Annotated in this window: 22 protein-coding genes; 15 read left to right on the forward strand and 7 right to left on the reverse strand. The window is 62.3% G+C overall.

The features are described from left to right. Positions 1 to 162: 162 nt before the first annotated feature. The 4 genes from MKS85_RS12315 to MKS85_RS12330 are packed head-to-tail and all read right to left on the reverse strand — an operon-like array spanning position 163 to position 3,896. Positions 163 to 954, reverse strand: a complete 792-nt coding sequence (locus MKS85_RS12315) for an ABC transporter permease (RefSeq protein WP_076385171.1) — start codon at positions 952 to 954, stop codon at positions 163 to 165. Further along, on the reverse strand, positions 951 to 1,679 hold the full coding sequence (locus MKS85_RS12320; protein ID WP_274090829.1) for an ABC transporter ATP-binding protein: 729 nt from the start codon (positions 1,677 to 1,679) through the stop codon (positions 951 to 953). The genes MKS85_RS12315 and MKS85_RS12320 overlap by 4 nt, the downstream gene beginning before the upstream one ends. After that, positions 1,676 to 2,680, reverse strand: coding sequence for a YVTN family beta-propeller repeat protein (locus MKS85_RS12325; RefSeq protein WP_047228996.1), 1,005 nt, complete (start codon positions 2,678 to 2,680; stop codon positions 1,676 to 1,678). The genes MKS85_RS12320 and MKS85_RS12325 overlap by 4 nt, the downstream gene beginning before the upstream one ends. Before the next feature lie 31 nt (positions 2,681 to 2,711). Next, positions 2,712 to 3,896 (reverse strand): ABC transporter substrate-binding protein, encoded by a 1,185-nt coding sequence (locus MKS85_RS12330; protein ID WP_188251613.1) that lies wholly within the window; start codon positions 3,894 to 3,896, stop codon positions 2,712 to 2,714. 406 nt (positions 3,897 to 4,302) lie between these two features. Between MKS85_RS12330 and MKS85_RS12335 the strand changes: the two genes are divergently transcribed. Both MKS85_RS12335 and MKS85_RS12340 read left to right on the forward strand, forming a co-directional pair. After that, a complete protein-coding gene (locus MKS85_RS12335) occupies positions 4,303 to 5,559 on the forward strand; it encodes a sensor histidine kinase (RefSeq protein ID WP_047228999.1) in 1,257 nt (418 codons plus the stop codon). Then, positions 5,559 to 6,197 carry a response regulator transcription factor gene (locus tag MKS85_RS12340; protein ID WP_047229000.1) on the forward strand — a complete coding sequence of 213 codons (639 nt, stop codon included), beginning with the start codon at positions 5,559 to 5,561 and terminating at the stop codon, positions 6,195 to 6,197. Before MKS85_RS12335 ends, MKS85_RS12340 begins: the two co-directional genes overlap by 1 nt. Before the next feature lie 186 nt (positions 6,198 to 6,383). Here MKS85_RS12340 and MKS85_RS12345 read toward each other — a convergent pair whose 3' ends face one another. Both MKS85_RS12345 and exaA read right to left on the reverse strand, forming a co-directional pair. After that, the gene (locus MKS85_RS12345) at positions 6,384 to 7,025 is read right to left on the reverse strand and encodes a pentapeptide repeat-containing protein (RefSeq protein ID WP_310662926.1); all 642 of its coding nucleotides are present in this window, start codon (positions 7,023 to 7,025) and stop codon (positions 6,384 to 6,386) included. A gap of 783 nt (positions 7,026 to 7,808) precedes the next feature. Continuing rightward, entirely contained in the window at positions 7,809 to 9,665 is a 1,857-nt protein-coding gene (exaA, locus tag MKS85_RS12350) for a quinoprotein ethanol dehydrogenase (protein WP_047229002.1), read from the reverse strand. 252 nt (positions 9,666 to 9,917) lie between these two features. Between exaA and pedF the strand changes: the two genes are divergently transcribed. From pedF to yghX, 12 genes are all read left to right on the forward strand, one after another. Further along, positions 9,918 to 10,379: a cytochrome c-550 PedF gene (pedF, locus tag MKS85_RS12355; protein ID WP_160892508.1), complete on the forward strand. Its 462-nt coding sequence runs from the start codon at positions 9,918 to 9,920 to the stop codon at positions 10,377 to 10,379. Between the two features lie 5 nt (positions 10,380 to 10,384). Further along, positions 10,385 to 11,260: an ABC transporter substrate-binding protein gene (locus MKS85_RS12360; RefSeq protein ID WP_047229004.1), complete on the forward strand. Its 876-nt coding sequence runs from the start codon at positions 10,385 to 10,387 to the stop codon at positions 11,258 to 11,260. A 10-nt stretch (positions 11,261 to 11,270) separates the two neighbouring features. Then, positions 11,271 to 12,026, forward strand: a complete 756-nt coding sequence (locus MKS85_RS12365; RefSeq protein WP_188251611.1) for a quinoprotein dehydrogenase-associated SoxYZ-like carrier — start codon at positions 11,271 to 11,273, stop codon at positions 12,024 to 12,026. A 16-nt stretch (positions 12,027 to 12,042) separates the two neighbouring features. Continuing rightward, a complete protein-coding gene (locus tag MKS85_RS12370; protein WP_076385153.1) occupies positions 12,043 to 12,978 on the forward strand; it encodes a quinoprotein relay system zinc metallohydrolase 1 in 936 nt (311 codons plus the stop codon). 178 nt (positions 12,979 to 13,156) lie between these two features. Further along, positions 13,157 to 14,029 carry an alpha/beta fold hydrolase gene (locus MKS85_RS12375; protein WP_188251610.1) on the forward strand — a complete coding sequence of 291 codons (873 nt, stop codon included), beginning with the start codon at positions 13,157 to 13,159 and terminating at the stop codon, positions 14,027 to 14,029. Positions 14,030 to 14,238: 209 nt separating this feature from the next. Continuing rightward, positions 14,239 to 16,014: a PQQ-dependent methanol/ethanol family dehydrogenase gene (locus MKS85_RS12380; protein WP_076385149.1), complete on the forward strand. Its 1,776-nt coding sequence runs from the start codon at positions 14,239 to 14,241 to the stop codon at positions 16,012 to 16,014. Between the two features lie 267 nt (positions 16,015 to 16,281). After that, positions 16,282 to 17,802 carry an aldehyde dehydrogenase family protein gene (locus tag MKS85_RS12385; RefSeq protein WP_076385147.1) on the forward strand — a complete coding sequence of 507 codons (1,521 nt, stop codon included), beginning with the start codon at positions 16,282 to 16,284 and terminating at the stop codon, positions 17,800 to 17,802. Between the two features lie 238 nt (positions 17,803 to 18,040). Beyond that, a complete protein-coding gene (gene pqqA, locus MKS85_RS12390) occupies positions 18,041 to 18,112 on the forward strand; it encodes a pyrroloquinoline quinone precursor peptide PqqA (RefSeq protein ID WP_003243383.1) in 72 nt (23 codons plus the stop codon). Between the two features lie 113 nt (positions 18,113 to 18,225). Then, positions 18,226 to 19,389 carry an alcohol dehydrogenase-like regulatory protein ErcA gene (gene ercA, locus MKS85_RS12395; protein WP_076385145.1) on the forward strand — a complete coding sequence of 388 codons (1,164 nt, stop codon included), beginning with the start codon at positions 18,226 to 18,228 and terminating at the stop codon, positions 19,387 to 19,389. Then, entirely contained in the window at positions 19,373 to 20,743 is a 1,371-nt protein-coding gene (locus MKS85_RS12400) for a hybrid sensor histidine kinase/response regulator (RefSeq protein WP_047229924.1), read from the forward strand. Before ercA ends, MKS85_RS12400 begins: the two co-directional genes overlap by 17 nt. Positions 20,744 to 21,228: 485 nt before the next feature. Beyond that, on the forward strand, positions 21,229 to 22,872 hold the full coding sequence (gene mqo / locus MKS85_RS12405; RefSeq protein WP_274090837.1) for a malate dehydrogenase (quinone): 1,644 nt from the start codon (positions 21,229 to 21,231) through the stop codon (positions 22,870 to 22,872). Positions 22,873 to 22,963: 91 nt separating this feature from the next. Continuing rightward, entirely contained in the window at positions 22,964 to 23,854 is an 891-nt protein-coding gene (yghX, locus tag MKS85_RS12410) for a YghX family hydrolase (RefSeq protein ID WP_160892512.1), read from the forward strand. Between the two features lie 15 nt (positions 23,855 to 23,869). On the opposite strand, the gene MKS85_RS12415 is transcribed toward yghX, so the two are convergent. Next, on the reverse strand, positions 23,870 to 25,357 hold the full coding sequence (locus MKS85_RS12415) for an aldehyde dehydrogenase family protein (RefSeq protein ID WP_047229921.1): 1,488 nt from the start codon (positions 25,355 to 25,357) through the stop codon (positions 23,870 to 23,872). Between the two features lie 213 nt (positions 25,358 to 25,570). On the opposite strand from MKS85_RS12415, the gene MKS85_RS12420 reads away from it, so the two are divergent. Continuing rightward, on the forward strand, positions 25,571 to 26,542 hold the full coding sequence (locus MKS85_RS12420; RefSeq protein ID WP_310662927.1) for a methyl-accepting chemotaxis protein: 972 nt from the start codon (positions 25,571 to 25,573) through the stop codon (positions 26,540 to 26,542). The last annotated feature ends 25 nt before the right edge of the window (positions 26,543 to 26,567 follow it).

Genomic DNA, 26,567 nt, shown 5'->3' on the forward strand with positions numbered 1-26,567 from the left:
GTAGTAATTTCGGGCTCAAAGACAAGTGTGAAACCTAGGTCATGCTCTATCCCCTGTGGGAGCGAGCCTGCTCGCGATAGCGGTGCGTCAGTCACGTCTCTGCCAACTGAACCACCGCTATCGCGAGCAGGCTCGCTCCCACAAGGGATATTCGTCGTGCAATCAGCCTGCTTTGCGCAACGCCGCATGCTGCGGATTGAACGTCCACACCGCCAGTAATGCGAACACCAGGGTCAAGCCCGCGCACACCACCATCGCCAGCAGATTGAACCGTTCATACAACGCATAACGCACCAGCTCCACCCCATGGGTGAACGGACTCACCGCGCACAGCCAATACAGCCAAGGGCTGGCCTCCAGCATTTTCCACAATGGATACAGTGCCGAGGACAGGAAGAACATCGGGAAGATCACGAAATTCATCACCCCGGCAAAGTTCTCCAGTTGCCGGATGGCATTGGACAGCAGCAGGCCCAGGGCGCTGAGCATCAGGGCCACCAGCAGCAGCGCCGGAAATGCCAGCAGCAGACCCATGGCCGGTGGCTGGATGCCGTACAGCCAGGCAATGGCGAGAAATGCGTAGACCTGCAACAACGAGATCAGCGAGGTTGCCAGCAACTTGCTCGCCAGCAGGAAGGCCCGCGGCAGGGGGCTGGTGAGCAGCACGCGCATGCTGCCCATTTCCCGGTCATAGACCATCGACAGTGAACCCTGCATGCCATTGAACAACAGAATCATGCAGGCAAGCCCAGGCACGATGTACACCTCATAAGGGATGTAGGTGTCATAGGGGGCAATGATGGCGATGCCCAGTGCCGCACGAAAGCCGGCGGCGAACACCAGCAGCCACAGCAGCGGCCGCACCAGGGCACTGAGAAAGCGCGTGCGTTGCAGCACGAAACGCAGCCATTCACGCACCACGATGCCGCTGAAGCATTGCCAATACGCGTTCATGGGTGAACTCCCGCTGCGGTGAGGTGGGTGAAGGCCGAACCGAGGGTGCCGCCGTGTGCCTGGCTCACGGCGTCGGCGCGTGCGCTGGCGACGAGGCGGCCTTGATGCAGGATCAGCAGATCGTCGCTGGGCTGTACTTCGTCCAGCAGGTGCGTGGTCCACAGCACGCTGATGCCCTCGTGGCACAACTGGCGGACGTGTTGGTTCAGGGCCAGCCGGCTGGCCGGGTCAAGGCCAACGCTGGGTTCATCGAGCAGTAACAGGCGCGGTTCATGCAGCAGCGCCCGGGCGATTTCCACCCGGCGACGATGGCCGCCATTCAGGGCGCGCACCCGTTCGTGGCGCCGCTCGGTCAACTGCTGGCGGGCCAGTTCGGCGTCAATGCGCACACTGCCCTGGCGCCGCGACAGGCCATGCAGCGCGACGTGGTAACGCAGGTTCTGCTCGACACTCAGGTCCAGGTCCAGGGTGCTCTGTTGGAATACCACGCCCAACTGGCGCAAGGCCGGCCGCGGCGAGGTCTGCAACGAATGGCCGCCGACGCGGACCTCACCGCGCTGTACGTCGTACAGGCGCGTGAGCAAAGCAATCAGCGTCGATTTGCCGGCGCCATTGGGGCCCAGCAACGCGGCGAAGCGCCCGGCTGCGAGGTTGAAACTCACCTGCCTGAGGGCTTCGCGCGCGCCGTAGGCGAAGCTCAGGTCGCTGACTTCCAGGGCGTTCATGGCGTCACCACTACGCCCCAGGGATAGCGCCCAACCTTCACCGACTTGAGCACTTTGCGGCTCTGCACGTCGATCACCGACACATCACCGCTGACGCCATTGGTTGCCAGCAGTTGGCGTTGATCGGGAGTGAATGCCAGTTGCCAGACGCGCCGCCCCACCAGCAGGTAATCCAGCACTTCGAAGGTCTTGGCATCGATGACGGCGACGTGATTGGCCGGGCCCAGGGCGACGAAGGCGAGTTTGCCGTCGGCGCTGAGCTTGATGCCCACCGGTTGTACCTTGTCGGGGTGAACGCCCTTGATCTGGAACGTCAGCGTCTTGAGCACCTGGCGACTGGCGACATCGAGAATCGTCAGCGTGCCGCCGATTTCCGCCGAGGCCCAGAGCTGCGAACCGTCACGACTGAACTCGACGAAACGCGGCCGTTGGTCCACCAGTGTGTTGTCGGCCAAGGTCTGGGTGCTGGTGTCGATCCAGTGCAGCATGTTGGTGGTTTCACTGGTGTTGACCGCCCATTTGCCATCGGGGCTGACGGCCATGCCTTCGGGCTCGACGCCGACGCCGATCTGTCCCAGCACCTCGGAAGTCTGGGTGTCGATCACGGTCACCAGGGCATCGTCTTCGTTGGACACGTAGAGCCAGCGGTCATTGGGGTGCAAGGCGAACTGTTCCGGGTCCTTGCCGGAGGGCAATTCCTTGATGATCTTGCGGGTGGCGACGTCCATCACCTGGACCCGGTCCGAATCGCTGGCGCAGATGTACAGCAGGCGGTTGTCGTGGGACAGCAACAGGCCTCGGGGGCGTTGGCCCACCGGCAGGGTCTCGATGACCTCCAGGCTCTGCATGTCGATCAGGCTCAGGCTGTTGTCTTTCTCATTGGAAACCCAGGCGATGCTGGCGGCGGCGGGTCCGGCGACCAACAACGCCGCCGCCAGGGTGAGGGTCTGGCAAAGCAGGGCAGGTTGGAACCGGGTCGGGTCAAGCAGGGGGCGGCGCATGGCGGTTTCCTTATTGTTGTTCTTGAAGGGATCAGGGGTAGCGGCAGCTCACTTCGGGCCGGTCGTAGCCCAGGCTGTCCATTTCGTTGGTAGGGTGCAGAAAACCGTCCTGGGGCGAGGTGCTCACCAGCGCTCGCGGCTGAACCAGGGGAATCGGCTGGCGCAGTTGCCCGTTCCACGGCCGGTAACTGAGCTTGCGCCCCTTGAAACCGTCCAGCGGCAATTGCTCGCTCAGCGCCAGTTGGCGGATGGCCAATGGGTCGTCCTGGCGCAGTTTGCTCACGGCGCTGGCGATGCTGCGCACGGCGATCCAGGCGGCGAAATCACGATCATTCATCCAGCGCCCGGCCAGGGCTTCGAAGCGTTTTTGCAGCTGTGCCGCGCCGTAGGTTTCCACGGTCTTGTGCCAGGCGGTGGGGGTCAGGCCTTGCGTGCCGGCCACCGGACGCGGGTACCAGGTCTGATAGGGCACGTATTCGCCGAAGTCGCCGCGCTCGTCGGCCACCAGCACCACGTCGTATTCGGCGGTCTGGGTGAACAAAGGCATGTCGGCCTGGGCGCTGCGGCGCTGGTCGTTGTCGAACTGCCAGTCTTTTTGCGCGACGACCTTCATGCCGAAACGCTTCATGGCTCGTCGTAGCGCGGCAGCATAGGCCTGGTCCTCGGCGGTCTGGCCGACGATCAGTAACGCCCGCTGCCATTTGCGTACGACGCTGAACTGCACCAAGGCATCGGCGAGCATCGCCCGGTCGGGCAGGCTGTGGAGCACGTTGCCCAGGCAATCGGTGGTGCGCAGGCTGTCGTCGGCGCTGCCGACATTGAACAGCAGGCTGTCGGGCAGGGCGGCACTGAGTTGGCGCAGGCTGGCGGATGGTGCGTTGACCACAAACAACCGCAGGCCCTGGTCATGCTGCGCTTGGGCGGCCTGGAGCAAGGCTTCGGGGCTGTCGACGCTGGCGCTTTGCAGCTGGTAATCGTGCTTGAGAAAACGCCCGGTGCTGTTGCTGTCGACAATCGCCAACTGCGCCCCGCGCAGCCCAGCATCGGCGGGCTCTTCAATGACGTTGGACAGCAGCGGGCCCGGGTCGGGGCGATAACCCAGGTAGCCGATGCGCACTTGCAGCGGCGCGCCGTCGCCAGCCTGGGCGGCGACCGGCAACCCGGCGCTGGCCGCTGCGAGCAAAGGGATCAAGGCGTAACTGACGAGCCGGCGCATAACACCTCCATTGCGGGTAGCGCCAGCATAGGAAGCCTGTGTCCAGGGGGAAATATGCAGAAAGTACCGCCGGGCCAGTACCAAGGTAGTAACCCGCTGTCGACGCCGGGGTTTTAGGATGCCAGTCATCGTCATTCATCAGGAGCGGACAGACCGTGCGGATTCTCAAAGCCCTGCTGCTGCCGCTGTTGCTGATCTTGAGTCTGATTGGCGTGGACCGGTTGTCTGGCAAACCAAAGAGCAGCCGCGAACACAAAACCTGCGAGCACAGAGGTCCCCCTGTGGGAGCGAGCCTGCTCGCGATAGCGGTGGTTCAGTCGACAGCGCTGTTGAATGTGCCGATCTCATCGCGAGCAGGCTCGCTCCCACAGGGGTTTTGTGCCGGCCAGGGAATGGGCCGCTAACCATGTCGGCCCTCTGGCGAATCAACCTCTGGGTGACGGCGTTTTTCGCCCTGGTCACCCTGGCTTGTGCGGTCCTGTTGCTGCATCAAGCCACGGCTGATGTGAAACGTGAGCTGCAATCGGCCGAGTCCGTGGTGCATTACCTGAGTGAAACCGCCGAGCGCAACCCGGCCAGTCTCCAGTCGCGGCTGACCGGCAGTTTGCGTCATGTGCGGGTGCACTGGTTGGCGGCGGGGCAGGTGCAGCCGGGGAACAGCGAGGGCGGGGTGAGCGCCTGGCTTGGTCGCTGGTTACTGGGCGACGCTCCGGCTGCCGCGGTGGTGGATTTGCGCGACGGTCGCCGGGCCTGGATCGCGGTCGACCCTCGGGACGAAATCGAAGAAGTCCTCGATTCCCTGGTGCAACTGCTCGGCGTCTGTGCGCTGGCGTTGTTGGTCAGCCTGCTGGTGATCCGCTGGGCGGTGCGCCGGGGTATGGGATTGCTCGATGAATTGCTGCAGGCCCTGCGTCAGGTCTGCGCCGGCGATCTGCGGGTGCGGCTGGCCGCTGATGCTATCCCGGAGGCCCGGCAATTGGCGGTGCATTTCAATCGCATGACCGCTGCCCTGACTCAGGCCCAGGCCGATAACACCCGGCTTACTCAAGCCCTGCTGGCCGTGCAGGAGCAGGAACGCACGCAGCTGGCTCGGACCCTGCACGATGACCTGGGCCAATACGTGGCAGGGATCCGCGCCCGGGCATGCTTGCTGCGGCTGGTGATCGATCAGCCGCCGATGCTGGAGCAGACCGTCAGCCAGCTCGAGGGTCATTGCGAGCATCTGCAACAGGGATTCCGTGCGCTGGTGCAAGACCTGTATCCGGTGGTGCTTCAGCACCTGCCGCTGTCCGAGGCCATCGAGCTGCTGGTGGCTCAGTGGCAACAAAACCAGGGCATCGCCTGTCAGCTGCGGATCAACGCGCCGTTGCCGCCGTTGTCGGGCTCGAACAAGACCCACCTGTATCGCCTGTTGCAGGAAGCGCTGACCAATGTCGTCCGGCATGCCGGCGCCACGCAGGTGCGGATTCGCCTGCACCATCGGGCCGGGCGTTTGCGAGTGCTGGTGCGTGACAACGGCCGGGGAGCGACCGGGCCCCATCGAGCGGGCGTTGGCCTGCACTCGATGTCCGAGCGCGCCCGCAGCCTGGGTGGCGAACTGCGCATCATCAGCCAGCCCGGTGCCGGTTGGGCGCTGGCCTTGAATATTCCCCTGGAGGCGTGATGAACATCTTGTTGGTCGACGATCATGCGGTGGTTCGGCAGGGCTATGCCAGCCTATTGCGGGCGCTGATGCCGGAGCTGCACGTGCGCGAAGCCGCCACCGGTGAGGAGGCGTTGAGTCAAGTGCTGGAGCAGGTGCCTCATCTGGTGATCATGGATTTCGGCCTGCCCGGTATCAGCGGGCTGGAAACCACCCGGCGCCTGCGCCAGCGCCTGCCGCAACTGCGGGTGCTGTTCTTCAGCATGCACGATGAACTGCCATTGGTCCGTCAGGCGCTGGACGCCGGGGCTGCGGGCTACCTGACCAAGAATTCGGCACCTCAGATACTGGTGGAGGCCGTGCGCCGGGTGCTGGCCGGCCATGCCTACATCGAACAAGCCCTGGCCACCCAGTTGGCCTGCGCCAGTACCCGACACGACACCGACCCGCGCTTGCAATGCATGACCCAGCGCGAGCTGGAGATCTTCGTCATGCTCGCCAGGGGCACCCCGGCTCGCACCATTGCCGAACAGTTGTGCATCAGCGCCAAGACCGTGTCCAATCACTTGACGCTGCTCAAGAGCAAGCTGCAGGTCAGTTCCCATGCCGAACTGGTCCACCTGGGGATCGACATGGGCGTGGTGCGGGTGGCGGGGTGAATCCCATCCTTGAAAGCAATACACAACTGTGGCGAGGGAGCTTGCTCCCGCTGGGCTGCGAAGCAGCCCCAATACCAATCGCTTCGGTGCATCAGGAAGATTGAGTTGTCTGGATGGGGGCTGCTGCGCAGCCCAGCGGGAGCAAGCTCCCTCGCCACGGGATCTGTGTCGGTCCTTGAATGGGTACTAATCCCAAGTCGTCGGGCAACCCGTACACCCTTGCATATTCGCATCCTGAAAATTCCCGTAATGCTGGCGTGAACCGCTCATGTCGGCGTCTTCCAGGTTGCTTTCGCCAAGCTTGGCTTCCTGCAGGTTGGCGTCGCGCAGGTCGGCGCCCTTGAGATCTGCCTTGCTCAGCCAGGCCATTTCCAGGTCGGCGGCTTGCAGGTTGGTTTCGTGCATTCGGGCGCCGGACAGCCGGGCGAATTGAAGATACGCGGCGCTCAGGTCGGCTTTCTGGAACTGCGCGCCCTGGGCAAACAGGCCCCAGCCCTGGATAGCCTTGAGCGTGGCCCCACTGAAGTCCGCCAGGCGCAGGTTGCTTTGCTGCAAGCTGGCTCGGGTCAGGTTGGCGCCTTGCAGACGGGCTTTTTCCAGATTGGCCAGGTCCAGCCGCGCATGGCGCAGATCGGCGCCCCGCAGGTCGGCACCGCTGAGGTTCATTTTGCGCAGGTCCTGGTTGGCCAGCCGGGCGCCGCGAAGGTCGGCGCCGGGGCATTGGCTGGACTCGGCGATGATGCAGCCGTTGATGGTCAGGGGCATGTCGGGGTCGGCGGCGCTGGCATTTGCGGCGAACACGATCAATAAAACCAGTGGATAGTTCATGGCAGGAACTCGAGTTAACTGTGGGAGCGAGCCTGCTCGCGATTGCGGCGGTACATTCAACATCACTGCCAACTGAACCACCGCCATCGCGAGCAGGCTCGCTCCCACAAGGGATCTTTGCTAGACACAGAATCTGTGTCCAATGAGATCAAGAGTGCGAGCGGGCTTGCTCGCGAAGCCGTCGGCACATTCAACATCACTGCCAACTGAACCACCGCTATCGCGAGCCGGCTCGCTCCCACTCTTGATCTCATTGGACCCAGATTCTGTGTCCAGCAAAGATCCCTTGCGGGAGCGAGCCTGCTCGCGATAGCGGTGGTTCTGTTGGCAGTGATGTTGAATGTACCGACGGCTTCGCGAGCTGGCTCGCTCCCACTCTTGATCTCATTGGACCCAGATTCTGTGTCCAGCAAAGATCCCTTGCGGGAGCGAGCCTGCTCGCGATAGCGGTGGTTCTGTTGGCAGTGATGTTGAATGTACCGACGGCTTCGCGAGCAGGCGCGCTCCCACAAGGGATCTTTGCTGGACACAGAATCTGTGTCCAATGAGATCAAGAGTGGGAGCGAGCCTGCTCGCGAAGCCGTCGGTACATTCAACATCACTGCCAACTGAACCACCGCTATCGCGAGCAGGCTCGCTCCCGCATGGGTTCTTTGCTGGCAACAGATTCTGGGTCCAATGAGATCAAGAGTGGGAGCGAGCCGGCTCGCGAAGCCGTCGGTACATTCAACATCACTGCCCACTGAACCACCGCTATCGCGAGCAGGCTCGCTCCCACAAGGGTTATTGGCGGGCCACCTTGTTATCCCAACTCGGAATCTTGAACACCCAGAACGACCCACCCTGGGCCACCGGCTTGGTCAGCTCGGCCATGTCGCCGCCCCACAACGGCACGGCGCCGCCGTAGCCGACGGTCACGCCGATGTACTGTTCGCCGTCCTGTTCCCAGGTGATGGGCGGGGAGACGATGCCGCTGCCGGTCTGGAACTTCCACAATTCCTGGCCGGTCTTGGCGTCGAAGGCCTTGAAGAAGCCGTCGCCGGTGCCGGTGAACACCAGATTGCCCTTGGTGGCGAGCACCCCGGCCCACAGCGGCAAGGCTTCCTTGTGTTCCCAGACCACCTTGCCGGTGGTGGGGTTCATCGCCCGCAGGCTGCCGACGTGATCGTCATACATGCGCTTGATGCGAAAGCCCATGCCCAGGTAGGCCGAGCCTTTCTTGTAGTTAACCTCTTCGGTCCAGTATTCCTCCTTCCACTGGTTGCCCGGCACGTAGAACAGCCCGGTGTCCTGGCTGTAGGCCATGGGATTCCAGTTCTTGCCACCCAGGAAAGGCGGTGAGACCTCCACCGGTTTGCCCTTGGTTTCACCCGGCAGTGGCTTGGCCGGACGCTGACCTGGATTTTCCACCGGGCGGCCGGTCTTCAGGTCGATGTGGCTGGCCCAGGTGATGTTGTCGACGAAAGGGAAGGCGTTCTGCAGCTTGCCGTTGTTGCGGTCCACGACGTAGAAAAAGCCGTTGCGGTCGGCGTGGGCGGTGGCCTTGACCAGCTTGCCGTCCTTGTCTTTGTAGTCGAACAGCACCAGCTCGTTGTTGCCGGAGAAATCCCAGGCATCGTTGGGCGTGTGCTGGTAGAACCACTTCACCTCGCCGGTACTCGGGTCGACGCCCACCTGGCCGGAGGTGTAGAGGCTGTCGTAATCCTGCGGGTTGCCATCCTTGGCCGTGCGCGCCCAGGTGTTCCATGGCCCCGGATTGCCGGCGCCGACGATGATGGTGTTGGTTTCGGGGTCGAAACTGGCGCTCTGCCAAGGTGCGCCGCCGCCGTGGCTCCAGGCCTCGACCTTGCCGGTTTCGGTGGTTTTGTCGTCGGGCCAGGACGGTGCTTTCACATCGCCGGTCGGCGTGCTGTCCTTGCCGTTGAGACGGCCCATGTGGCCTTCGACGAAAGGCCGCATCCAGACTTCTTCACCGGTGTCCGGGTCCCGGGCGAACAGTTGCCCGACCACGCCGAACTCATCCCCGGAACTGCCATGGATCAACAGCACCTTGCCGCTGGTTTTATCCTTGATCAGTACCGGGGCTCCGGTCATGGTGTAGCCGGCCGCGTGATCGCCGAACTTCTTGTTCCACACCACTTTGCCGGTGTTTTTATTCAGGGCGACCACCCGCGCATCCAGCGTGCCGAAGTAGATCTTGTCGCCGTAAATGGCCGCGCCCCGATTGACCACGTCGCAGCACGGGCGAATGTTGTCCGGCAGCCGATGGCTGTAGGTCCACAGGCGTTTGCCAGTCTTGGCGTCGAGGGCGAACACCCGCGAGTAAGAGCCGGTGACGTACACCACGCCGTCGCTGACGATGGCCTGGGACTCCTGGCCGCGCTGCTTTTCGTCGCCGAATGAATAAGACCAGGCCGGCGTGAGCTTGAACACGTTCTTGTCATTGACCTGGGCCAGCGGGCTCCAGCGCTGGGCGTTGGTGCCCATGCCGTATTGCAATACGTCGCGGGTGGTCAGGTGGTCGTTGGCGATGTCTTCCCAGGTGACTGCTGCGTTCGCCTGCGGAGTCAGGGACAGGCTGCCGGCCAGCAGCAAGGCAACGGTCAGGGAAGAGAGGGCGGGGAGCGTTTTTATTGTCATGGTGGGCATTCCCAGTGAGGTTTTGGCCTGACTAGGTTGGGTCGCGTCAGGGCTCTACCGATACGGAAAAAGTCCCGCCCTTGCCGGGAAGACTTCCCGAACCGGCTGTCTTTGCGAACCGCGCCGGATGACCCGCTACCAAGGAACTAGAGTGCGGCCACCAAAGCAGCATTCGGCTGGGGTGCAGGCGTTCCTAAGATGACGGCACGGCCTCTGTAGAGAGGTCTTGCGTGCAAATTCGAGGGCATAACAATGACAACAAAACGCAACGCCATCATCGCTACCGCATTGCTGATAGGGCTGACCGGCGCAGGCTCCGTGTGGGCCCATGGCAACGTAGTGCCCCAGGCAGTGGAAACCAAAGGGCTGACCCCGATCAAGGACACCGGCCTGCCGTTGGATGGCGATGGTTGGGTCGCCCAGAACCCTTACCGCAGTTCTCCTGAGCGAGACAAAGCGGTGGAAATCGGCGCCTCGGCCTACAACCAGAACTGCGCCGCGTGCCACGGCCTGGAAGCCAAGTCCGGCGGGATCGCGCCGGATCTGCGCATGCTGGATGCCGCCGAAGCCGGAGATGAGTGGTTTGTCGAGCGCGTGCGTCACGGCGCGGTGCGCGACGGCCGGGTCTACATGCCGAAAATGGCGGACTATTTGAGCCAGGAAGCCTTGTGGGCGGTGCGCACCTATCTCGACAGCGTGCACGTCGAGGAGTGATCGCCATGCGCCTGTTCGCGTGGATATTCTGCAGCCTGTTGCTGTGTGGCCAGACGGTTCAGGCACAGGTGCGTAACTACGACGAAATGATCGCCGCCGGCGAGCTGAAAGTGGCGGTGTACAAGGATTTTGCCCCCTATAGCTTCGAAGACCACGGTCAGCCTCGGGGCGTGGATGTGGAGCTGGCCCAGGCCCTGGCCAAAGCCCTTGGCGTGCGCCTGCGATTGATCTGGGCGCCGCCCGGCGAAAAGCTCGATGACGACCTGCGCGATTACATCTGGCGCAGCAGCGCCCTGCATGGTCGGCAACTGGCCGACCTGATGATGCGCGTGCCTTACGATCGCGACTACGTGCAAAAGCGCAACGACATCGGTGAACTGGAAAACGCCCAGGTCGCCATGTTCGGGCCTTATCAGCAGGAGTGCTGGCAAGTGGCGTACGACCGCCGCCGGCTTGAAAGTGTAGGCAGTGTCGCGGTATTCCAGCAGCACCCCATTGGCGTTGAAGTCGACAGCGTGCCGTCGTTCTACCTGACCTCGGTGTTCAACGGCATGCTCAGCGCCAGGACCCATCACTTCCCCGGCGTAGGCCAGGCGTTCAAGGCCATGCGGGCCGGGCAGGTCGACGCGGTCATGGCCATGCGCGGGGAGATCGACTGGCAACTGCATGAGGCGGCCGATCCGCAACTGGCATTGGCCGAAAATGCTTACCCGAACATGGGCAAGCAACGGTGGGAAATCGGTATGGCGGTGCATGAGAGCAACCGGCAGTTGGCTTATGCGGTAGAAGAAGCGCTGGAAGGGTTGATCCGCGACGGCAGTCTCAAAACCATCTATGCCCATTACGGCCTGCGTTACGAAGTGCCCGAGATGTATCAATAGGAGCGCAGGGATGAACTGGCGAGCGTGGGGTCTGCTGTTGTGCTGCCTGCCGTTGACGGCGACGGCGCTCGAGACCGGGAAGGACCCGGTGCCCTCGGTGATGTGGGCCTTCTATCACAAACAACTGCTGGCTGAGGCGCCCTTCGTGTTCGATGACCGGGTCCGATTGCTGGCGCCGCCTTTTGCCGAAGACGCGCGCCAGGTGCCGTTGCAGATCGATGCCCGCGCATTCACCGGCGACGTGGTGCGCATGCTGGTTTGGGCCGAATTGAACCCACTGCCCAAGATCGTCGATTTCCAGCCGGGGGAGCGGGTGCTGCCCTGGCTGTCGATCCGCATTCGCATCGAGCAGGCCACGCCGTTGCGCGCCGCCGTGCAGACCCGTGACGGCCTGTGGCACGTCGGTTCGACGTTGATCGACGCGGCCGGTGGCGGCTGCACCGCGCCAAGCGTGGTGCGGACCCAGCCGGGCTGGGAAGAACACTTGGGCGAAGTGCTGGGAGCTCGGTACCCCCGAGGTGAAGACAGCCGCCTGCGCCTGCAAGTCGCCCACCCGATGGACAATGGGCTGGTGAGCGGCATCCCGGAGTTTTACCTCAACCAGGCGCAGTTGCTGGACGACGACGGCCAGGTGCTGGCGCGCCTGGAGCTGTTCCCGGCCGTCAGCGAAAACCCCAACCTGAGCTTCGACATTCAAGGCCCCGGGCAGACCCGCCTGTTGTTGCGTGACAACAGCGGCAATGAATTCGAGGCAACGGTCCCCTGACCACAAGGAGCGCGCCATGCGTTGGTTGTTGCTGATCTGGCTGGGCCTGTGCCTGCCGACATGGGCCGCAGCGGACTATTCACTCAAGCCCCGGCAGATCGCCGAAGGCACCTGGCTGCTGGAAGGCAGCACGGACAATTTTGCCAAGGCCAACGGCGGCAACATCGTCAACACCGCTTTTATTGTCACCGAGGCCGGCGTGGTGGTCATCGACAGCGGCCCGTCCCGGCGCTACGGGCAGGCCTTGCGCCAGGCGATTGCCGCGATCACCGATAAGCCGGTAGTCCAGGTGTTGCTGACCCATCATCACCCCGACCATGTCTTGGGCAACCAGGCCTTCAGCGACGTCTCCATCGGCGCGCTGGCGGGGACCACGGATCTGTTGCGCCAGCAGGGCGATGCCATGGCCGAGAACATGTACCGGCTGGTCGGTGACTGGATGCGTGGCACCGAAGTGGTGTTGCCAAACCAAGTGCTGGTTCCCGGTCCGCTGAAGGTCGGCAACCATTCGTTGCGTCTGCTGGCATTGGCCGGGCACACCGGGGCGGACCTGGCGATCCTCGATGAAACCACCGGCGTGTTGTTTGCCGGCGATCTGGTGTTCTACGAACGAGCCCTGACCACCCCGAACAGCCCCGGTCTGGAGGTCTGGCTCAAGGATCTGGACACCCTGCAAAGCCTGTCGTGGAAGCAGATCGTACCCGGCCATGGTCCAGTGGCGAGCGATGCCCGGCCTTTCTTGCAAATGCGCGACTACCTCAGCTGGCTCGACCAACTGATGCGCGACGGCGCGGCCCGGGGCGATGACATGGCCGAGATGATCCGCAGCCCCATCCCCGAGCGTTTTGCCGGAATCAGCTTGAGTCGGTATGAGCTGATTCGCAGTGTCAGTCATCTTTATCCGCGTTATGAGCGGGTAGGGATGAAGCGAGTAGATGCCAAGATTGAGTAGTCCCGGCAAATCCCCCGGCTAGCGCCAAAAATGAAAAAAGGCGGGCCTTGGTCTAAGGTCATTGTTAAGGACACAGCAGGGGTGTGGTGCCTGAAAAAATAGCCGAAGTCGCGGAACCGAAGATGTCATGGCCGCAGAGTGCTTTCTACGCAAGGCAGAACTCTGGAGCAGCGATGAAATGACCATCACAAAAATCCTCCACGACAAAGTCCACGCCAATGGCATCGAAATGCACTATCGGTTTACCGGGCAAGGGGCACCGATCGTCCTTCTCCACGGCTGGCCACAACACTCTCTGATGTGGAATCGGGTCATGGCGGAACTCGCCGACCAGTATCTAATCATTGCCCCTGATCTGCGCGGAGCCGGAGGATCGTCGATTACGCCCGGGGGCTACGACAAGCGGACCATGGCGCGCGATCTACGAGCCCTCATCGAGAAGCTCAACCTGGGGCCGGTCTTCCTTGTGGGCTACGATCACGGTGTTGGCGTTGCTTACCAATATGCCGGCGCGCACCCCAACGAGGTTCTACGGCTGGCCCTCGCCGAATATGCGCTGCCGGGGTTCGGCTACGAGGCCAAGCTGACGCCATCTCGAGACTGGGACGTCGCCAGTAGCTGGCAACTCAGCTTCTTCACTCAGCCCGATGTTGCGGAAATGTTCATTCGCGGAAAGGAGCGCGAGCTGCTCTCCTGGTTTTTCTGGAAGATGTCCGCCAACCCTGAGGGCGTGAGCGGCGAGGACTTCGAGGAATATGTCCGGCAGATCATCAAACCAGGCGCGCTGCGAGCGGGCCTCAATTACTACGCTGCGGTCTGGCAGGACATGGACGACCATTCCGAAACCGCTCGGCGGGGCAAACTGCAGATGCCCGTGCTCGGCATTGGTGGTCGATGGGGGTTCGCCGAGAAGACCAGCCTGCTCCTCGAACCGGTGGCGCAGCACCTGAGTGGGACCGTCATTGAAGGTGCCGGACACTGGCCGGCCGACGAACGTCCCGACGAATTCGCCCGAATCTTGCGCGATTTTTTCCAAGCCGACTCGCCCTGAAGCCGGCATGCCGTTCACGCAAGGCTGGCGCCACCTTACCGGCTTCCTGAGGGAACAGCGTTGTAACGGTCCAATCCGGTCTTCACATGTACCAAGGAACTAGAAAACTCAACACAGCGGGCAATTGTTGACGACGGCCCCAAGGCCAAGAATCTGCGGCAGACCGGGAAAATTTCCCGGGTATAACAATAACCGCAGAGGTAGCCGTCATGACTCATCCCGCACGTCGCCAGCCCTTCGCCGTGAGCCTGCTGCTCAGTGCCATGCTGCTGTCCGGTTCGGCCTTGGCCGCCGTGACCGATCAGGAAATTCTCCAGGACCCGAAAAACCCGCAGCAGGTCGTGACCAACGGCCTCGGCGTGCAAGGCCAACGCTATAGCCCGCTCGACACGCTGAACGTGAATAACGTCAAGGATCTGCGTCCGGTCTGGGCGTTCTCCTTCGGCGGCGAGAAGCAGCGCGGCCAGCAGGCCCAGCCGATGATCAAGGATGGGGTGATGTACCTCACCGGTTCCTACTCGCGGGTGTTCGCGGTGGATGCACGCACCGGCAAGAAGCTGTGGCAATACGATGCGCGCCTGCCCGATGACATTCGCCCTTGCTGCGACGTGATCAACCGTGGCGTGGCGCTGTATGGCGACCTGGTGTATTTCGGCACCCTGGACGCCAAGCTGGTGGCCCTGAACAAGGACACCGGCAAGGTGGTGTGGAGCAAGAAAGTCGCTGACCACAAGGAAGGCTACTCCATCAGCGCCGCACCCATGATCGTCAATGGCAAGCTGATTACCGGCGTGGCGGGCGGCGAGTTTGGCGTGGTGGGCAAGATCAGCGCCTACGACCCGAAAAACGGCGAGCTGCTGTGGACCCGTCCGACCGTGGAAGGGCACATGGGTTATGTCTACAAGGACGGCAAGGCTATTGAAAATGGCATTTCCGGTGGCGAAGCCGGCAAGACCTGGCCGGGGGATCTCTGGAAGACCGGTGGTGCCGCGCCCTGGCTGGGCGGCTACTACGACCCGGAAACCAATCTGCTGCTGTTTGGCACCGGTAACCCGGCACCGTGGAACTCCCATCTGCGCCCCGGCGACAACCTCTATTCCTCGTCGCGCCTGGCCCTTAACCCGGACGACGGCAGCATCAAATGGCACTTCCAGAGCACCCCTCACGACGGCTGGGACTATGACGGCGTCAACGAACTGATCTCCTTCAACTACAAGGAAGGGGGCAAGGACATCAAGGCTGCGGCCACCGCCGACCGCAACGGCTTCTTCTACGTGCTCGATCGCACCAACGGCAAGTTCATCCGCGGCTTCCCGTTTGTCGACAAGATCACCTGGGCCAGCGGCCTGGACAAGGAAGGGCGGCCGATCTACAACGAGGCCGGCCGTCCGGGCGCGCCGGGCAGCGAAGCCAAGGGCAGCTCGGTGTTTGTCGCGCCGGCGTTCCTCGGGGCGAAGAACTGGATGCCCATGGCCTACAACCAGGACACCGGGTTGTTCTACGTGCCGTCCAACGAGTGGGGCATGGACATCTGGAACGAGGGTATCGCCTACAAGAAGGGCGCGGCGTTCCTGGGGGCCGGTTTCACCATCAAGCCGCTGAACGAGGACTACATCGGTGTGCTGCGGGCCATCGACCCCAAGACTGGCAAGGAGGTCTGGCGTCACAAGAACTTCGCGCCGCTGTGGGGCGGAGTGCTGACCACCAAGGGCAACCTGGTGTTCACCGGCACGCCTGAAGGATTCCTGCAGGCCTTCAACGCCAAGACCGGGGAAAAGGTCTGGGAGTTCCAGACCGGCTCCGGTGTGCTCGGTTCGCCCATCACTTGGGAAATGGATGGCGAGCAATACGTCTCCGTGCTCTCGGGCTGGGGTGGCGCGGTGCCGTTGTGGGGCGGCGAAGTGGCCAAGCGCGTGAAGGACTTCAACCAGGGCGGCATGCTCTGGACCTTCAAGTTGCCGAAAGAGTTGGTGGCCAAGCGCTGAGCCAACCTTGGCAAATGTAGAACCTGTGGGAGCGAGCTTGCTCGCGATGGGGCCAGAACATCTTGCATCGATGGTGACTGATCCGCCGCCATCGCGAGCAAGCTCGCTCCCACATAAAAGCTCCGATTCATCCTCGGATCGCGGCAAAACCTACGACCAAATAACGAGAGCCCCCCTGCCAATGACGCATTCGTCCAGCATGCGGGGCTCTCTACCATCGGCCTATCGCCTGTCCCGCGACAGGCATCGACCAGGCAGAGGCCCATTATGATCTATGCACAACCCGGAACCCCAGGCGCCGTCGTTACCTTCAAGCCGCGCTATGGCAATTTCATCGGCGGCGAATTCGTCGCGCCGGTTAACGGCGAGTATTTCACCAACACGTCCCCGGTCAACGGCGAGGTCATCGCCGAGTTCCCACGCTCCAACGCCGCTGACATTGACAAGGCCCTGGACGCAGCCCACGCCGCTGCCGATGCCTGGGGCAAGACTTCGGTGCAGGATCGCTCCCTGGTGCTGTTGAAAATCGCCGACCGCATCGAACAGAACCTGGAACGCCTGGCTGTCAGCGAGACTTGGGACAACGGCAAAGCCGTGCGCGAAACCCTCAACGCCGACGTACCGCTGTCGGCCGACCATTTCCGTTATTTTGCCGGCTGCATCCGCGCCCAAGAGGGTGGGGCCGCCGAGATCAATGAACTGACCACCGCCTATCATTTCCACGAACCGCTGGGCGTGGTCGGACAGATCATCCCGTGGAACTTCCCGCTGCTGATGGCCGCCTGGAAACTCGCCCCGGCCCTGGCCGCGGGTAACTGCATCGTGCTCAAGCCAGCGGAGCAGACGCCGTTGTCGATCACCGTGTTCGTCGAGCTGATCGCCGACCTGCTGCCGCCCGGTGTGTTGAACATCGTCCATGGCTTTGGCCGCGAAGCCGGTGAAGCCCTGGCCACCAGCAAGCGCATCGCCAAGATCGCCTTCACCGGCTCGACCCCGGTGGGCTCGCACATCATGAAATGCGCCGCCGAGAACATCATCCCGTCCACCGTGGAGCTGGGCGGCAAGTCGCCGAACATCTTCTTCGAAGACATCATGCAGGCTGAGCCGGCGTTCATCGAAAAGGCCGCCGAAGGCCTGGTGCTGGCGTTCTTCAACCAGGGCGAAGTCTGCACCTGCCCATCACGGGCGCTGGTGCAGGAGTCGATCTACGCGCCGTTCATGGCCGAGGTCATGAAGAAGATCGCCAAGATCAAGCGCGGCAATCCGCTGGATACCGAAACCATGGTCGGCGCCCAGGCGTCCCAGCAGCAGTACGACAAGATTCTTTCGTACCTGGACATCGCCCGGGAGGAGGGCGCCGAGCTGCTCACGGGCGGCGCGGCGGAACATCTTGAAGGGGATTTGTCGAGCGGCTATTACATCCAGCCGACCCTGCTCAAGGGCCACAACAAGATGCGCGTGTTCCAGGAAGAGATCTTCGGCCCGGTGGTGGGCGTGACCACGTTCAAGGATGAAGCCGAAGCCCTGGCGATTGCCAACGACACCGAGTTCGGCCTCGGCGCCGGTCTCTGGACCCGTGACATCAACCGCGCCTACCGCATGGGTCGGGCAATCAAGGCCGGGCGTGTCTGGACCAACTGCTACCACCTGTACCCGGCCCACGCCGCGTTCGGTGGCTACAAGAAGTCTGGCGTGGGTCGTGAAACCCACAAGATGATGCTCGACCATTACCAGCAGACCAAGAACCTGCTGGTGAGCTACGACGTTAATCCGTTGGGCTTCTTCTAACCCAGACCCCCCCCCTGTGGGAGCGAGCCTGCTCGCGATAGCGGTAGATCATTCAACCTCTATGTTGAATGTTCCGGCGTCATCGCGAGCAGGCTCGCTCCCACATTTGGATTTGTGTGATTGCAGCATTGCTACCAACGCACCCCACCCACTGCTTCGAAAGTAGCATTCGAACGTCGGGTACAGCGTGCATTAATGACCTTGCCGGAATGGCCCGGTACAAGAAGAGGAAAGACCCATGTGGACTAAACCCGCGTACACCGACCTGCGTATAGGCTTTGAAGTGACGATGTACTTCGCCAACCGATGAGCGTTGGCCCGGCCTGAGATGTTCAGGCCGGGCTACCCATTTGGTCTGATTGCAATCACGGTGGGATGCTTTAGGCTCAGGGTATTCCCGGAACAATAAGAACAGGCTTACCGATGAGCCAGAGTCTCAGCCCGCTGCGCAAGTTCGTTTCACCTGAAATCATGTTTGGCGCCGGTTGCCGGCACAATGTCGGCAATTACGCCAAGACGTTCGGCGCACGCAAGGTGCTGATCGTCACCGATCCCGGCGTGATCGCCGCAGGATGGGTCGCCGACGTCGAGGCCAGCCTCCAGGCCCAGGCCATCGACTATTGCATCTACAGTGCCGTCTCGCCCAATCCCCGGGTCGAAGAAGTCATGCTCGGGGCCGAGCTGTACCGGGAAAACCACTGCGATGTCATCGTCGCGGTCGGTGGCGGCAGCCCCATGGATTGCGGTAAAGGCATCGGCATCGTCGTTGCCCATGGTCGCAATATCCTGGAATTCGAAGGCGTGGACACCTTGCACGTGCCCAGCCCACCGTTGATCCTGATTCCCACCACCGCCGGCACCTCGGCGGACGTGTCGCAGTTCGTGATCATTTCCAACCAGCAAGAGCGCATGAAGTTTTCCATCGTCAGCAAGGCCGCGGTGCCGGACGTGTCGCTGATCGACCCGGAAACGACCCTGAGCATGGACCCGTTTTTGTCCGCCTGCACCGGCATCGATGCGCTGGTGCATGCCATCGAGGCGTTTGTATCCACCGGCCACGGCCCGCTCACCGACCCCCATGCGCTGGAGGCCATGCGCCTGATCAACAGCAACCTGGTGCAGATGATCGCCAACCCGGCGGATGTCGCCCTGCGGGAAAAGATCATGCTGGGCAGCATGCAGGCCGGCCTGGCGTTCTCCAACGCGATTCTCGGTGCGGTGCACGCGATGTCCCACAGCCTGGGCGGGTTCCTGGATTTGCCCCATGGCTTGTGCAACGCGGTGCTGGTGGAGCATGTGGTGGCGTTCAACTACAACTCGGCGCCCGAACGTTTCAAGGTGATTGCCCAGACGCTGGGTATCGATTGCCGGGGCCTCAATCACCGGCAGATCCGCACCCGGCTGGTGGAACACCTGATTGCCCTCAAACGCACCATCGGCTTTCACGAAACCCTGGGGCTGCACGGGGTGAGTACTTCGGATATTCCGTTCCTGTCGCAACATGCGATGCATGACCCGTGCATTCTCACCAACCCTCGGGAGTCGAGCCAGCGGGATGTCGAGGTCGTCTATGGCGAAGCCCTCTGACGAACAGCAAAAAGCCCTGGCCGGGCTGCTGGGACTGGGCAATCACTCCACGCGCAAGAGCCACTATCCGGAACTGGCCGCGCGCCTCGATGAGCTGGAACAGGCTCGGCAACACCTGCAACAGCTCAACGATCAGTTGGAACAGCGGGTGGCCGAACGTACCGACGCACTGCTGGAGGCCAACCGCAACCTGCAACAACAGATCACCCAACGCGAGCTGATCGAACAACAACTGCGCGACGCTCGGGACGCTGCGCAGGCGGCCAACCGCAGTAAGGACAAATACCTGGCCGCCGCCAGCCATGACCTGCTGCAACCGCTCAACGCCGCACGCCTACTGATCGCCACATTACGCGAACGCTCGCTGCCCACCTCCGAACACGTGCTGGTGGAGCGTACCCACCAGGCGCTCGAAGGGGCGGAAGACCTGCTCACCGACCTGCTGGACATCTCCCGGCTGGACCAGGCTGCAGTCAGGCCGGACCTGGCGCCGTATCGGCTGGATGAGTTGCTCGCGCCGCTGGCTTCGGAGTTTCAATCGGTGGCTGGCGCTGCCGGCTTGGAGCTACGGGTACGTTTCGGCGACGAAACAGTGATGACCGACCTGCGGCTGATGACCCGGATCTTGCGCAACCTGCTCAGCAATGCCTGTCGCTACACCGCTCAGGGCGGCATCCTGTTGGCCGCGCGGCGTCGGGGCGAGCGGTTGAGCCTGGAGGTCTGGGACACGGGGCGCGGTATTGCTGCCGACTGCCTGGAGTCGATCTTCCTGGAGTTCAACCAGCTGGACGTAGGTCGCGCTGCCGATCGCAAGGGTGTCGGCCTGGGTTTGGCGATTGTCGAGCGTATCGCCCACATTCTCGGTTATCGGGTCCAGGTACGTTCCCGCCCGGGGCGCGGTTCGGTATTCAGCATCGAGGTGCCGTTGTCTGCTGAAAGACTGCTGCCCATGGCCCAGATGCCCGCCCAGGCCGTCGCCGGTAACCCGCTGCCTGGCCGCCGTCTGCTGGTCATCGACAATGAGCTGAGCATTTTGCAAAGCATGGCCGCGCTGCTGGGGCAGTGGGGGTGTGACGTGTTGACCGCCACGGACGAGGCGGGTGCCTTTGACGTGCTGCAAGGCCGCGCGCCGGAACTGATCCTGGCGGATTTCCACCTGGACCATGGCGTGGTCGGGTGCGAAGTGGTCAAGCACTTGCGCGAGCATTTCCAACAGACGATCCCGGCGGTGATCATCACCGCCGATCGCAGCGACCAGTGCCGCCGCGCCTTGCGCAAACTCAATGCGCCACTGCTCAACAAACCGGTCAAGCCCGGCAAATTGCGGGCGGTGTTGAGTCAGTTGCTCGGATAGCGAGTGGCGAGGTGACGCCAGATTTCACCAACAATCCCTTGTGGGAGCGAGCCTGCTCGCGATAGCACTGGGTCAGCTTGCATCACTGTCTAATGCGCCACGGCCATCGCGAGCAGGCTCGCTCCCACATTTTTCAGCCAGTGCGCCATCAAAACGCCGTCATTTGGTCGGTGTTTATGCCTTGAATGAAAAAAGAGGCTTCGGTCTGTTTAGTTCATTCTGTAAACTCCCCCCGCTGCGACAATCGGGCGCGGCCATGTCTGGCCCGATTACAAGCGTTTTGCAGTGTCCCTCACCCAGCTGAAGCCAAGACCTACAAGAAGTCAGCGCCGGAGAGACATAAAAGCGAGGCCGATGATTCTCGGCCCCTGTAGGTCCATCCTCCAGTCTCGTCTCGACCCCAGTCATGCCGTATGCCGGCCATGGCGTGGTCTATCATTGCCGGACTGGTGGGCGGAATGGCGTTCTACCCTAGGGATACACACATGTTGAAGAAAACACACACGGCGCTGCTGGGCCTGGCGATGGCGATGGGTCTTGCGACCACGCACGCCGCCGAGGCAAAAAAAGTGGATGTCCTGCTCATTGGTGGCGGCATCATGAGCTCGACACTCGGCGTTTGGCTCAATGAGCTGGAACCGGACTGGACCATGGAAATGGTCGAGCGCCTGGACGGTGTTGCCCAAGAGAGCTCCAACGGCTGGAACAACGCCGGTACCGGTCACTCCGCGCTGGCCGAGCTGAACTACACGCCCGAAGACAAGAATGGCAAGGTCGAAATCGCCAAGGCCATCGAGATCAACGAAGCGTTCCAGGTTTCCCGTCAGTTCTGGGCCTGGCAGGTCAAGAACGGCGTGCTGAAGAACCCGCGCTCGTTCATCAACTCCACCCCGCACATGAGCTTTGTCTGGGGCGAGGACAACATCGCGTTCCTGAAGAAGCGCTACGAAGCCCTTCAGGCCAGCCCGTTGTTCGCCGGCATGCAGTACTCCGAAGATCGCGAGCAGATCAACAAGTGGGTACCGCTGATGATGCAAGGGCGTGATCCGAGCCAGAAAGTCGCGGCCACCTGGAGTCCCTTGGGCACCGACGTGAATTTCGGCGAAATCACCCGTCAGTTTGCTGCTCACCTGCAAACCAAACCGAACTTCTCCCTCAAGCTGTCCAGCGAAGTGCAGGACATCACCCGCAACGAAGACGGCACCTGGCGCGTTGCGTACAAGAACCTGAAGGACGGTAGCGAAACCGAGACCGACGCCAAGTTCGTGTTCATCGGCGCTGGCGGCGGTGCCTTGCACCTGCTGCAGGAAGCCGACATCCCCGAAGCCCGTGAATACGCCGGCTTCCCGGTGGGCGGCTCGTTCCTGGTGACCGAGAACCCGACCGTCGCCCAGATGCACCTGGCCAAGGCCTACGGCAAGGCTTCGGTTGGCGCACCGCCGATGTCGGTTCCGCACCTGGACACCCGCGTGCTCGACGGCAAGCGTGTGATTCTGTTTGGCCCGTTCGCCACTTTCTCCACCAAGTTCCTGAAGAACGGTTCGTACTTTGACCTGCTGACCAGCACCACCACCCACAACGTGTGGCCGATGACCAAGGTGGGTATCGAACAGTACCCGCTGGTTGAATACCTGGCCGGCCAGTTGATGCAGTCGGACGAAGATCGCTTCAACGCCCTGAAGGAATACTTCCCGGACGCCAAGCAGCAAGACTGGCGCCTGTGGCAGGCCGGCCAGCGCGTGCAGATCATCAAGCGTGATGAAGAGAAGGGCGGCGTTCTGAAACTGGGTACTGAAGTGGTCGCCTCCCAGGACGGCAGCATCGCCGCTCTGCTGGGTGCTTCGCCAGGTGCCTCGACTGCTGCGCCGATCATGCTGACGGTGCTTGAGAAGGTCTTCAAGGACAAGGTCGCCACCCCGGCCTGGCAGGAAAAACTGCATCAGATCGTGCCAAGCTACGGCACCAAGCTCAACGAAAGCCCTGAGCGTGTGGCTCAGGAGTGGGCTTACACCAGCGAAGTCCTGCAGCTGGACACGCCACCGACGATCGGCCAGCAGCGCACCGCGCCTGCACCGACTGCGCCGGCCGCTGCCCCGCAAAGCAACCCGGCGGCCGACATGGCGCTGTAAACCGGACGTTGTCTGGTGAATAAAAAACGCCGCTCATCGAGCGGCGTTTTTTTTCGTCTATGATTTTTCGATCCCCGAAGAGGATCAAACCATGACTCGCCTGACCGCCAAGGACTTTGCCCCCGAACTGCTCGAGCTTTACGATTTTTACGCCCACGGCCAGATATCCCGAAGGATCTTCCTGGAGCGGGCCAGTCAGTTTGCGGTGGGCGGGCTGACGGCCGGCGCACTGCTGGCGTCGTTGAGCCCCAACTATGCCCAAGCGATGCAGGTGAACTTCACCGACCCGGATATCGTGGCGCAGTACATCACTTATCCCTCTCCCAACGGTCACGGTCAGGTGCGCGGCTATCTGGTCCGGCCAGCCAAGGCTAGCGGCCCGGTGCCCGGTGTGGTGGTCGCCCATGAGAACCGTGGCTTGAACCCCTATATCGAGGACGTCGCCCGGCGTGTGGCCAAGGCCGGTTTCGTGGCGCTGGCGCCGGACGGCCTGACCTCGGTGGGCGGGTATCCGGGTAACGATGACAAGGGGCGCGAGCTTCAGCAGCAGGTTGATCCCGAGAAGCTGATGAACGATTTTTTCGCTGCTGTTGAGTTTCTGATGAAACACGACGCCATTGGCGGCAAGAAAGTCGGCATCACCGGTTTCTGCTACGGCGGCGGGGTGGCCAATGCCGCCGCCGTGGCGTATCCCGAGCTCGGCGCGGCGGTGCCATTCTACGGGCGCGGGCCCAAACCTGAGGACGTGCAGCGAATCAAAGCACCGTTGCTGATCCACTACGCCGAACTCGACACCCGCATCAACGAAGGCTGGCCGGCCTATGAAGCAGCGCTCAAGGCCGGGAAGAAGACCTATCAGGCCTATATCTATCCGGGCGTCAACCATGGCTTCCACAACGACTCGACCCCGCGCTATGACGAAGCGGCTGCCGAACTGGCGTGGGGGCGCACCCTTGAGTGGTTCAAGCGCTACCTGGGGTGAGCGCCACGTCGCGGCTCAGTAGCGAATCATCACGGACTTGAGTTCCGTGTAGTCGTCGATGAAGGCGCTGCCGAACTCCCGGCCCATCCCCGAAGACTTGCTGCCGCCAAAGGGCACGGCCGGGTCGAGCAGGGTGTGCATGTTCACCCATACGGTGCCGGCTTCGATGGCGGGCACCATGCGCAGGGCCTTGCCCAGGTCATTGGTCCAGAGGCTGGCACTCAGGCCGAACGGCGTGTCGTTCATCAGCTCCAGCAGTTCTTCTTCACTGTCGTAAGGCAAGAACGTGGCGATCGGGCCGAAGGTCTCTTCGTGAAGCAAGGTATCGCTGCGACTGTTGGCAAGGATGATGGTCGGCTCGACATAACAGCCCGGTCCGTCGATCAACTTGCCGCCGTGAATGATGGTGTTGTCTTGCGCCCGGGCCTTGGCAAAGAACTCACCGAGTTTGCGCTGATGCTGGCGGTTGGTGACCGGGCCGAACTCGGTGGCTTCGTCCAGGGGCGAGCCGATATTGAGTTTGCTCAGGCGCTGGGCCAGTTTGTCCATGATCGGTTCAAGCTGCGAACGATGGACAAAGAACCGCTCGGCCGCCGCGCAGATTTGCCCTGAGTGCAGAAAACCCGCTTCGATGATGCCGTTGACCGCCACGTCCGCCGCCACGTCCGGCAGAAAGCCCGCCGCATTCTTGCCGCCCAGTTCCAGTGTGGCACGGGTCAGCCCGGCGCCCATGGCGCTCTGGCCGACGGCGAGGCCGGTTGGCACGGAACCGGTGAACGAAACCTTGTTTGTGCCAGGGTGCTCGATCAACCCTTTGCCTACTTGACCACCGCCGGTCACCACGTTGAGGGCACCCGGTGGCAGGCCCGCGTCCATGGCCAGTTCGGCGATGCGCAGGATGGTCAGCGGCGTGAACTCGCTGGGTTTGATGATGATGCTGCAGCCGGTCACCAGTGCCGAGGCGAGTTTCCAGATGGCAATCATGGTGGAGAAGTTCCACGGCACGATGCCGACCACCACGCCCACCGGTTCGCGCAGCGTGAACGCGGTGTAGCGTTCACCGGCGAAGGAGGGCAGCGACGGGGTGATGGTCTGGCCGCTGATCTTGGTGGCCCAGCCGGCGTAATAACGCAAAAAATGCGCGGCCTGGTCGACCTCGAAAGCGCGGGATATCTGGATGATCTTGCCCGACTGGCAGGTTTCGATCTGCGCCAGTTCTTCGCGATGGCGCTCCAGTAGGTCCGCCAGCTTGAGCAGCACGTGACCGCGCACGGCCGGTGCCGCCGCAGACCACTGTTTGAATCCGCGCCGCGCCGACTCCACCGCCGCATCGATATCGCCTGGCGAGGCTTCGCTGACCTGTGCGATGACCTGGCCGGTGGCGGGGTTGACGACGTCCAGCGTCTGCGCGCTTTGGCTTTGGACATAACGACCGTCGATGAACAGCGCGTGGTGTCGGGCGAGAAAAGCTTCGACCTGAGGCAGCAGGGCAATATCGCTCATGAGGGTTTCCTGATCGCGGGCAAGGGAAAGTCTGGAGGTTAATCCCTGGGGGCCGATGCGGCTTGACTGTGCCTGCCGCGGGGTATGTCTGTGGCTGCCAGTTTCCGGAAGGGGCTGGCAGCCAGGAGCAAAAGCCATTGCAGCCATGTACAAGCCAGCGCGACCGGTTTGCGTTCAGATCAGTGTTTCGACTGACGGGCAAAGGGGCGGGCGATGTTTCTCCAGACCAACAAACAGAAGCTGGCGTTGATCGCGCAAATACAACGCGCATTGGCCGGAGAGGGCGGCGACGCCCCGATGCTGGAGGTGTATCCGCCACTGCGGGACTGTCTTGAGCAACACGCACGGCAGATGACGCAGGCAAGCGAAGACCTGCGCAATGCCCAGGCACAGGTGAGCGAGCAGAGCGCGCGAGGCCGGCAACGTGAGCATGAACTTGAGGTGGCTCGCCAGCAGTTGGAACAGGCCCTGGAGCGCGAGCATCGGCTTGAAGCACGCCTGGATGAACACCGCCAGCAGTTGCAGCAACTCCAGCAGCAAGCGCACATCTGGGAGCTGCTGCAATCGACCCTGACCGAAGGCTGCTGGGACATCACGGTGGTCAATGGCGATCTGCAGCACCCCGCCAGCGCCATGCGTTTTTCCGGTCAGTTCCGCTCGCTGCTGGGCTACACCGCCGATGAGTTACCCGATGGCTGGGATGCCCAGGTCAGCATCACCCACCCTGACGACCTGCCAAAGATCATGGCGATTTTCGAGCGGGAAATCCTTGGCTCCCAGGGCAGCGGCGAGTACGTATTCGAATACCGGATGCGCCATAAGAGCCGGGATTACATCTGGTGTCGCGAGCGTGGTCGCGCGTTACGGGATTCGCACGCACGCCTGGTTCGGGTCATCGGTGCGGTGCGCGATATCAGCGATGAACGCTCGGCCCAATCCACCCACCAGCGCATGCTGGAGCAGAACCAGGTGACCTACGCGCAGATTGCCACCGTGGTGGGGGTGATCAAGGGCATCGCCGAGCAGACCAATCTGCTGGCCTTGAACGCCGCCATTGAAGCGGCCAGGGCGGGCGAGGTCGGACGCGGTTTTTCCGTGGTGGCCGATGAGGTGCGCAAACTGGCAGAAAGCACTCGCCAGGCGACCCATCAGATCCAGACCATGTTGCATCAGCACAAACAATAATCCGCCCGGGAGCTGCCTTCGGGGC

The sequence above is a fragment of the Pseudomonas sp. JL2 genome (assembly GCF_031570495.1).
GTDB lineage: Bacteria > Pseudomonadota > Gammaproteobacteria > Pseudomonadales > Pseudomonadaceae > Aquipseudomonas > Aquipseudomonas rhizophila.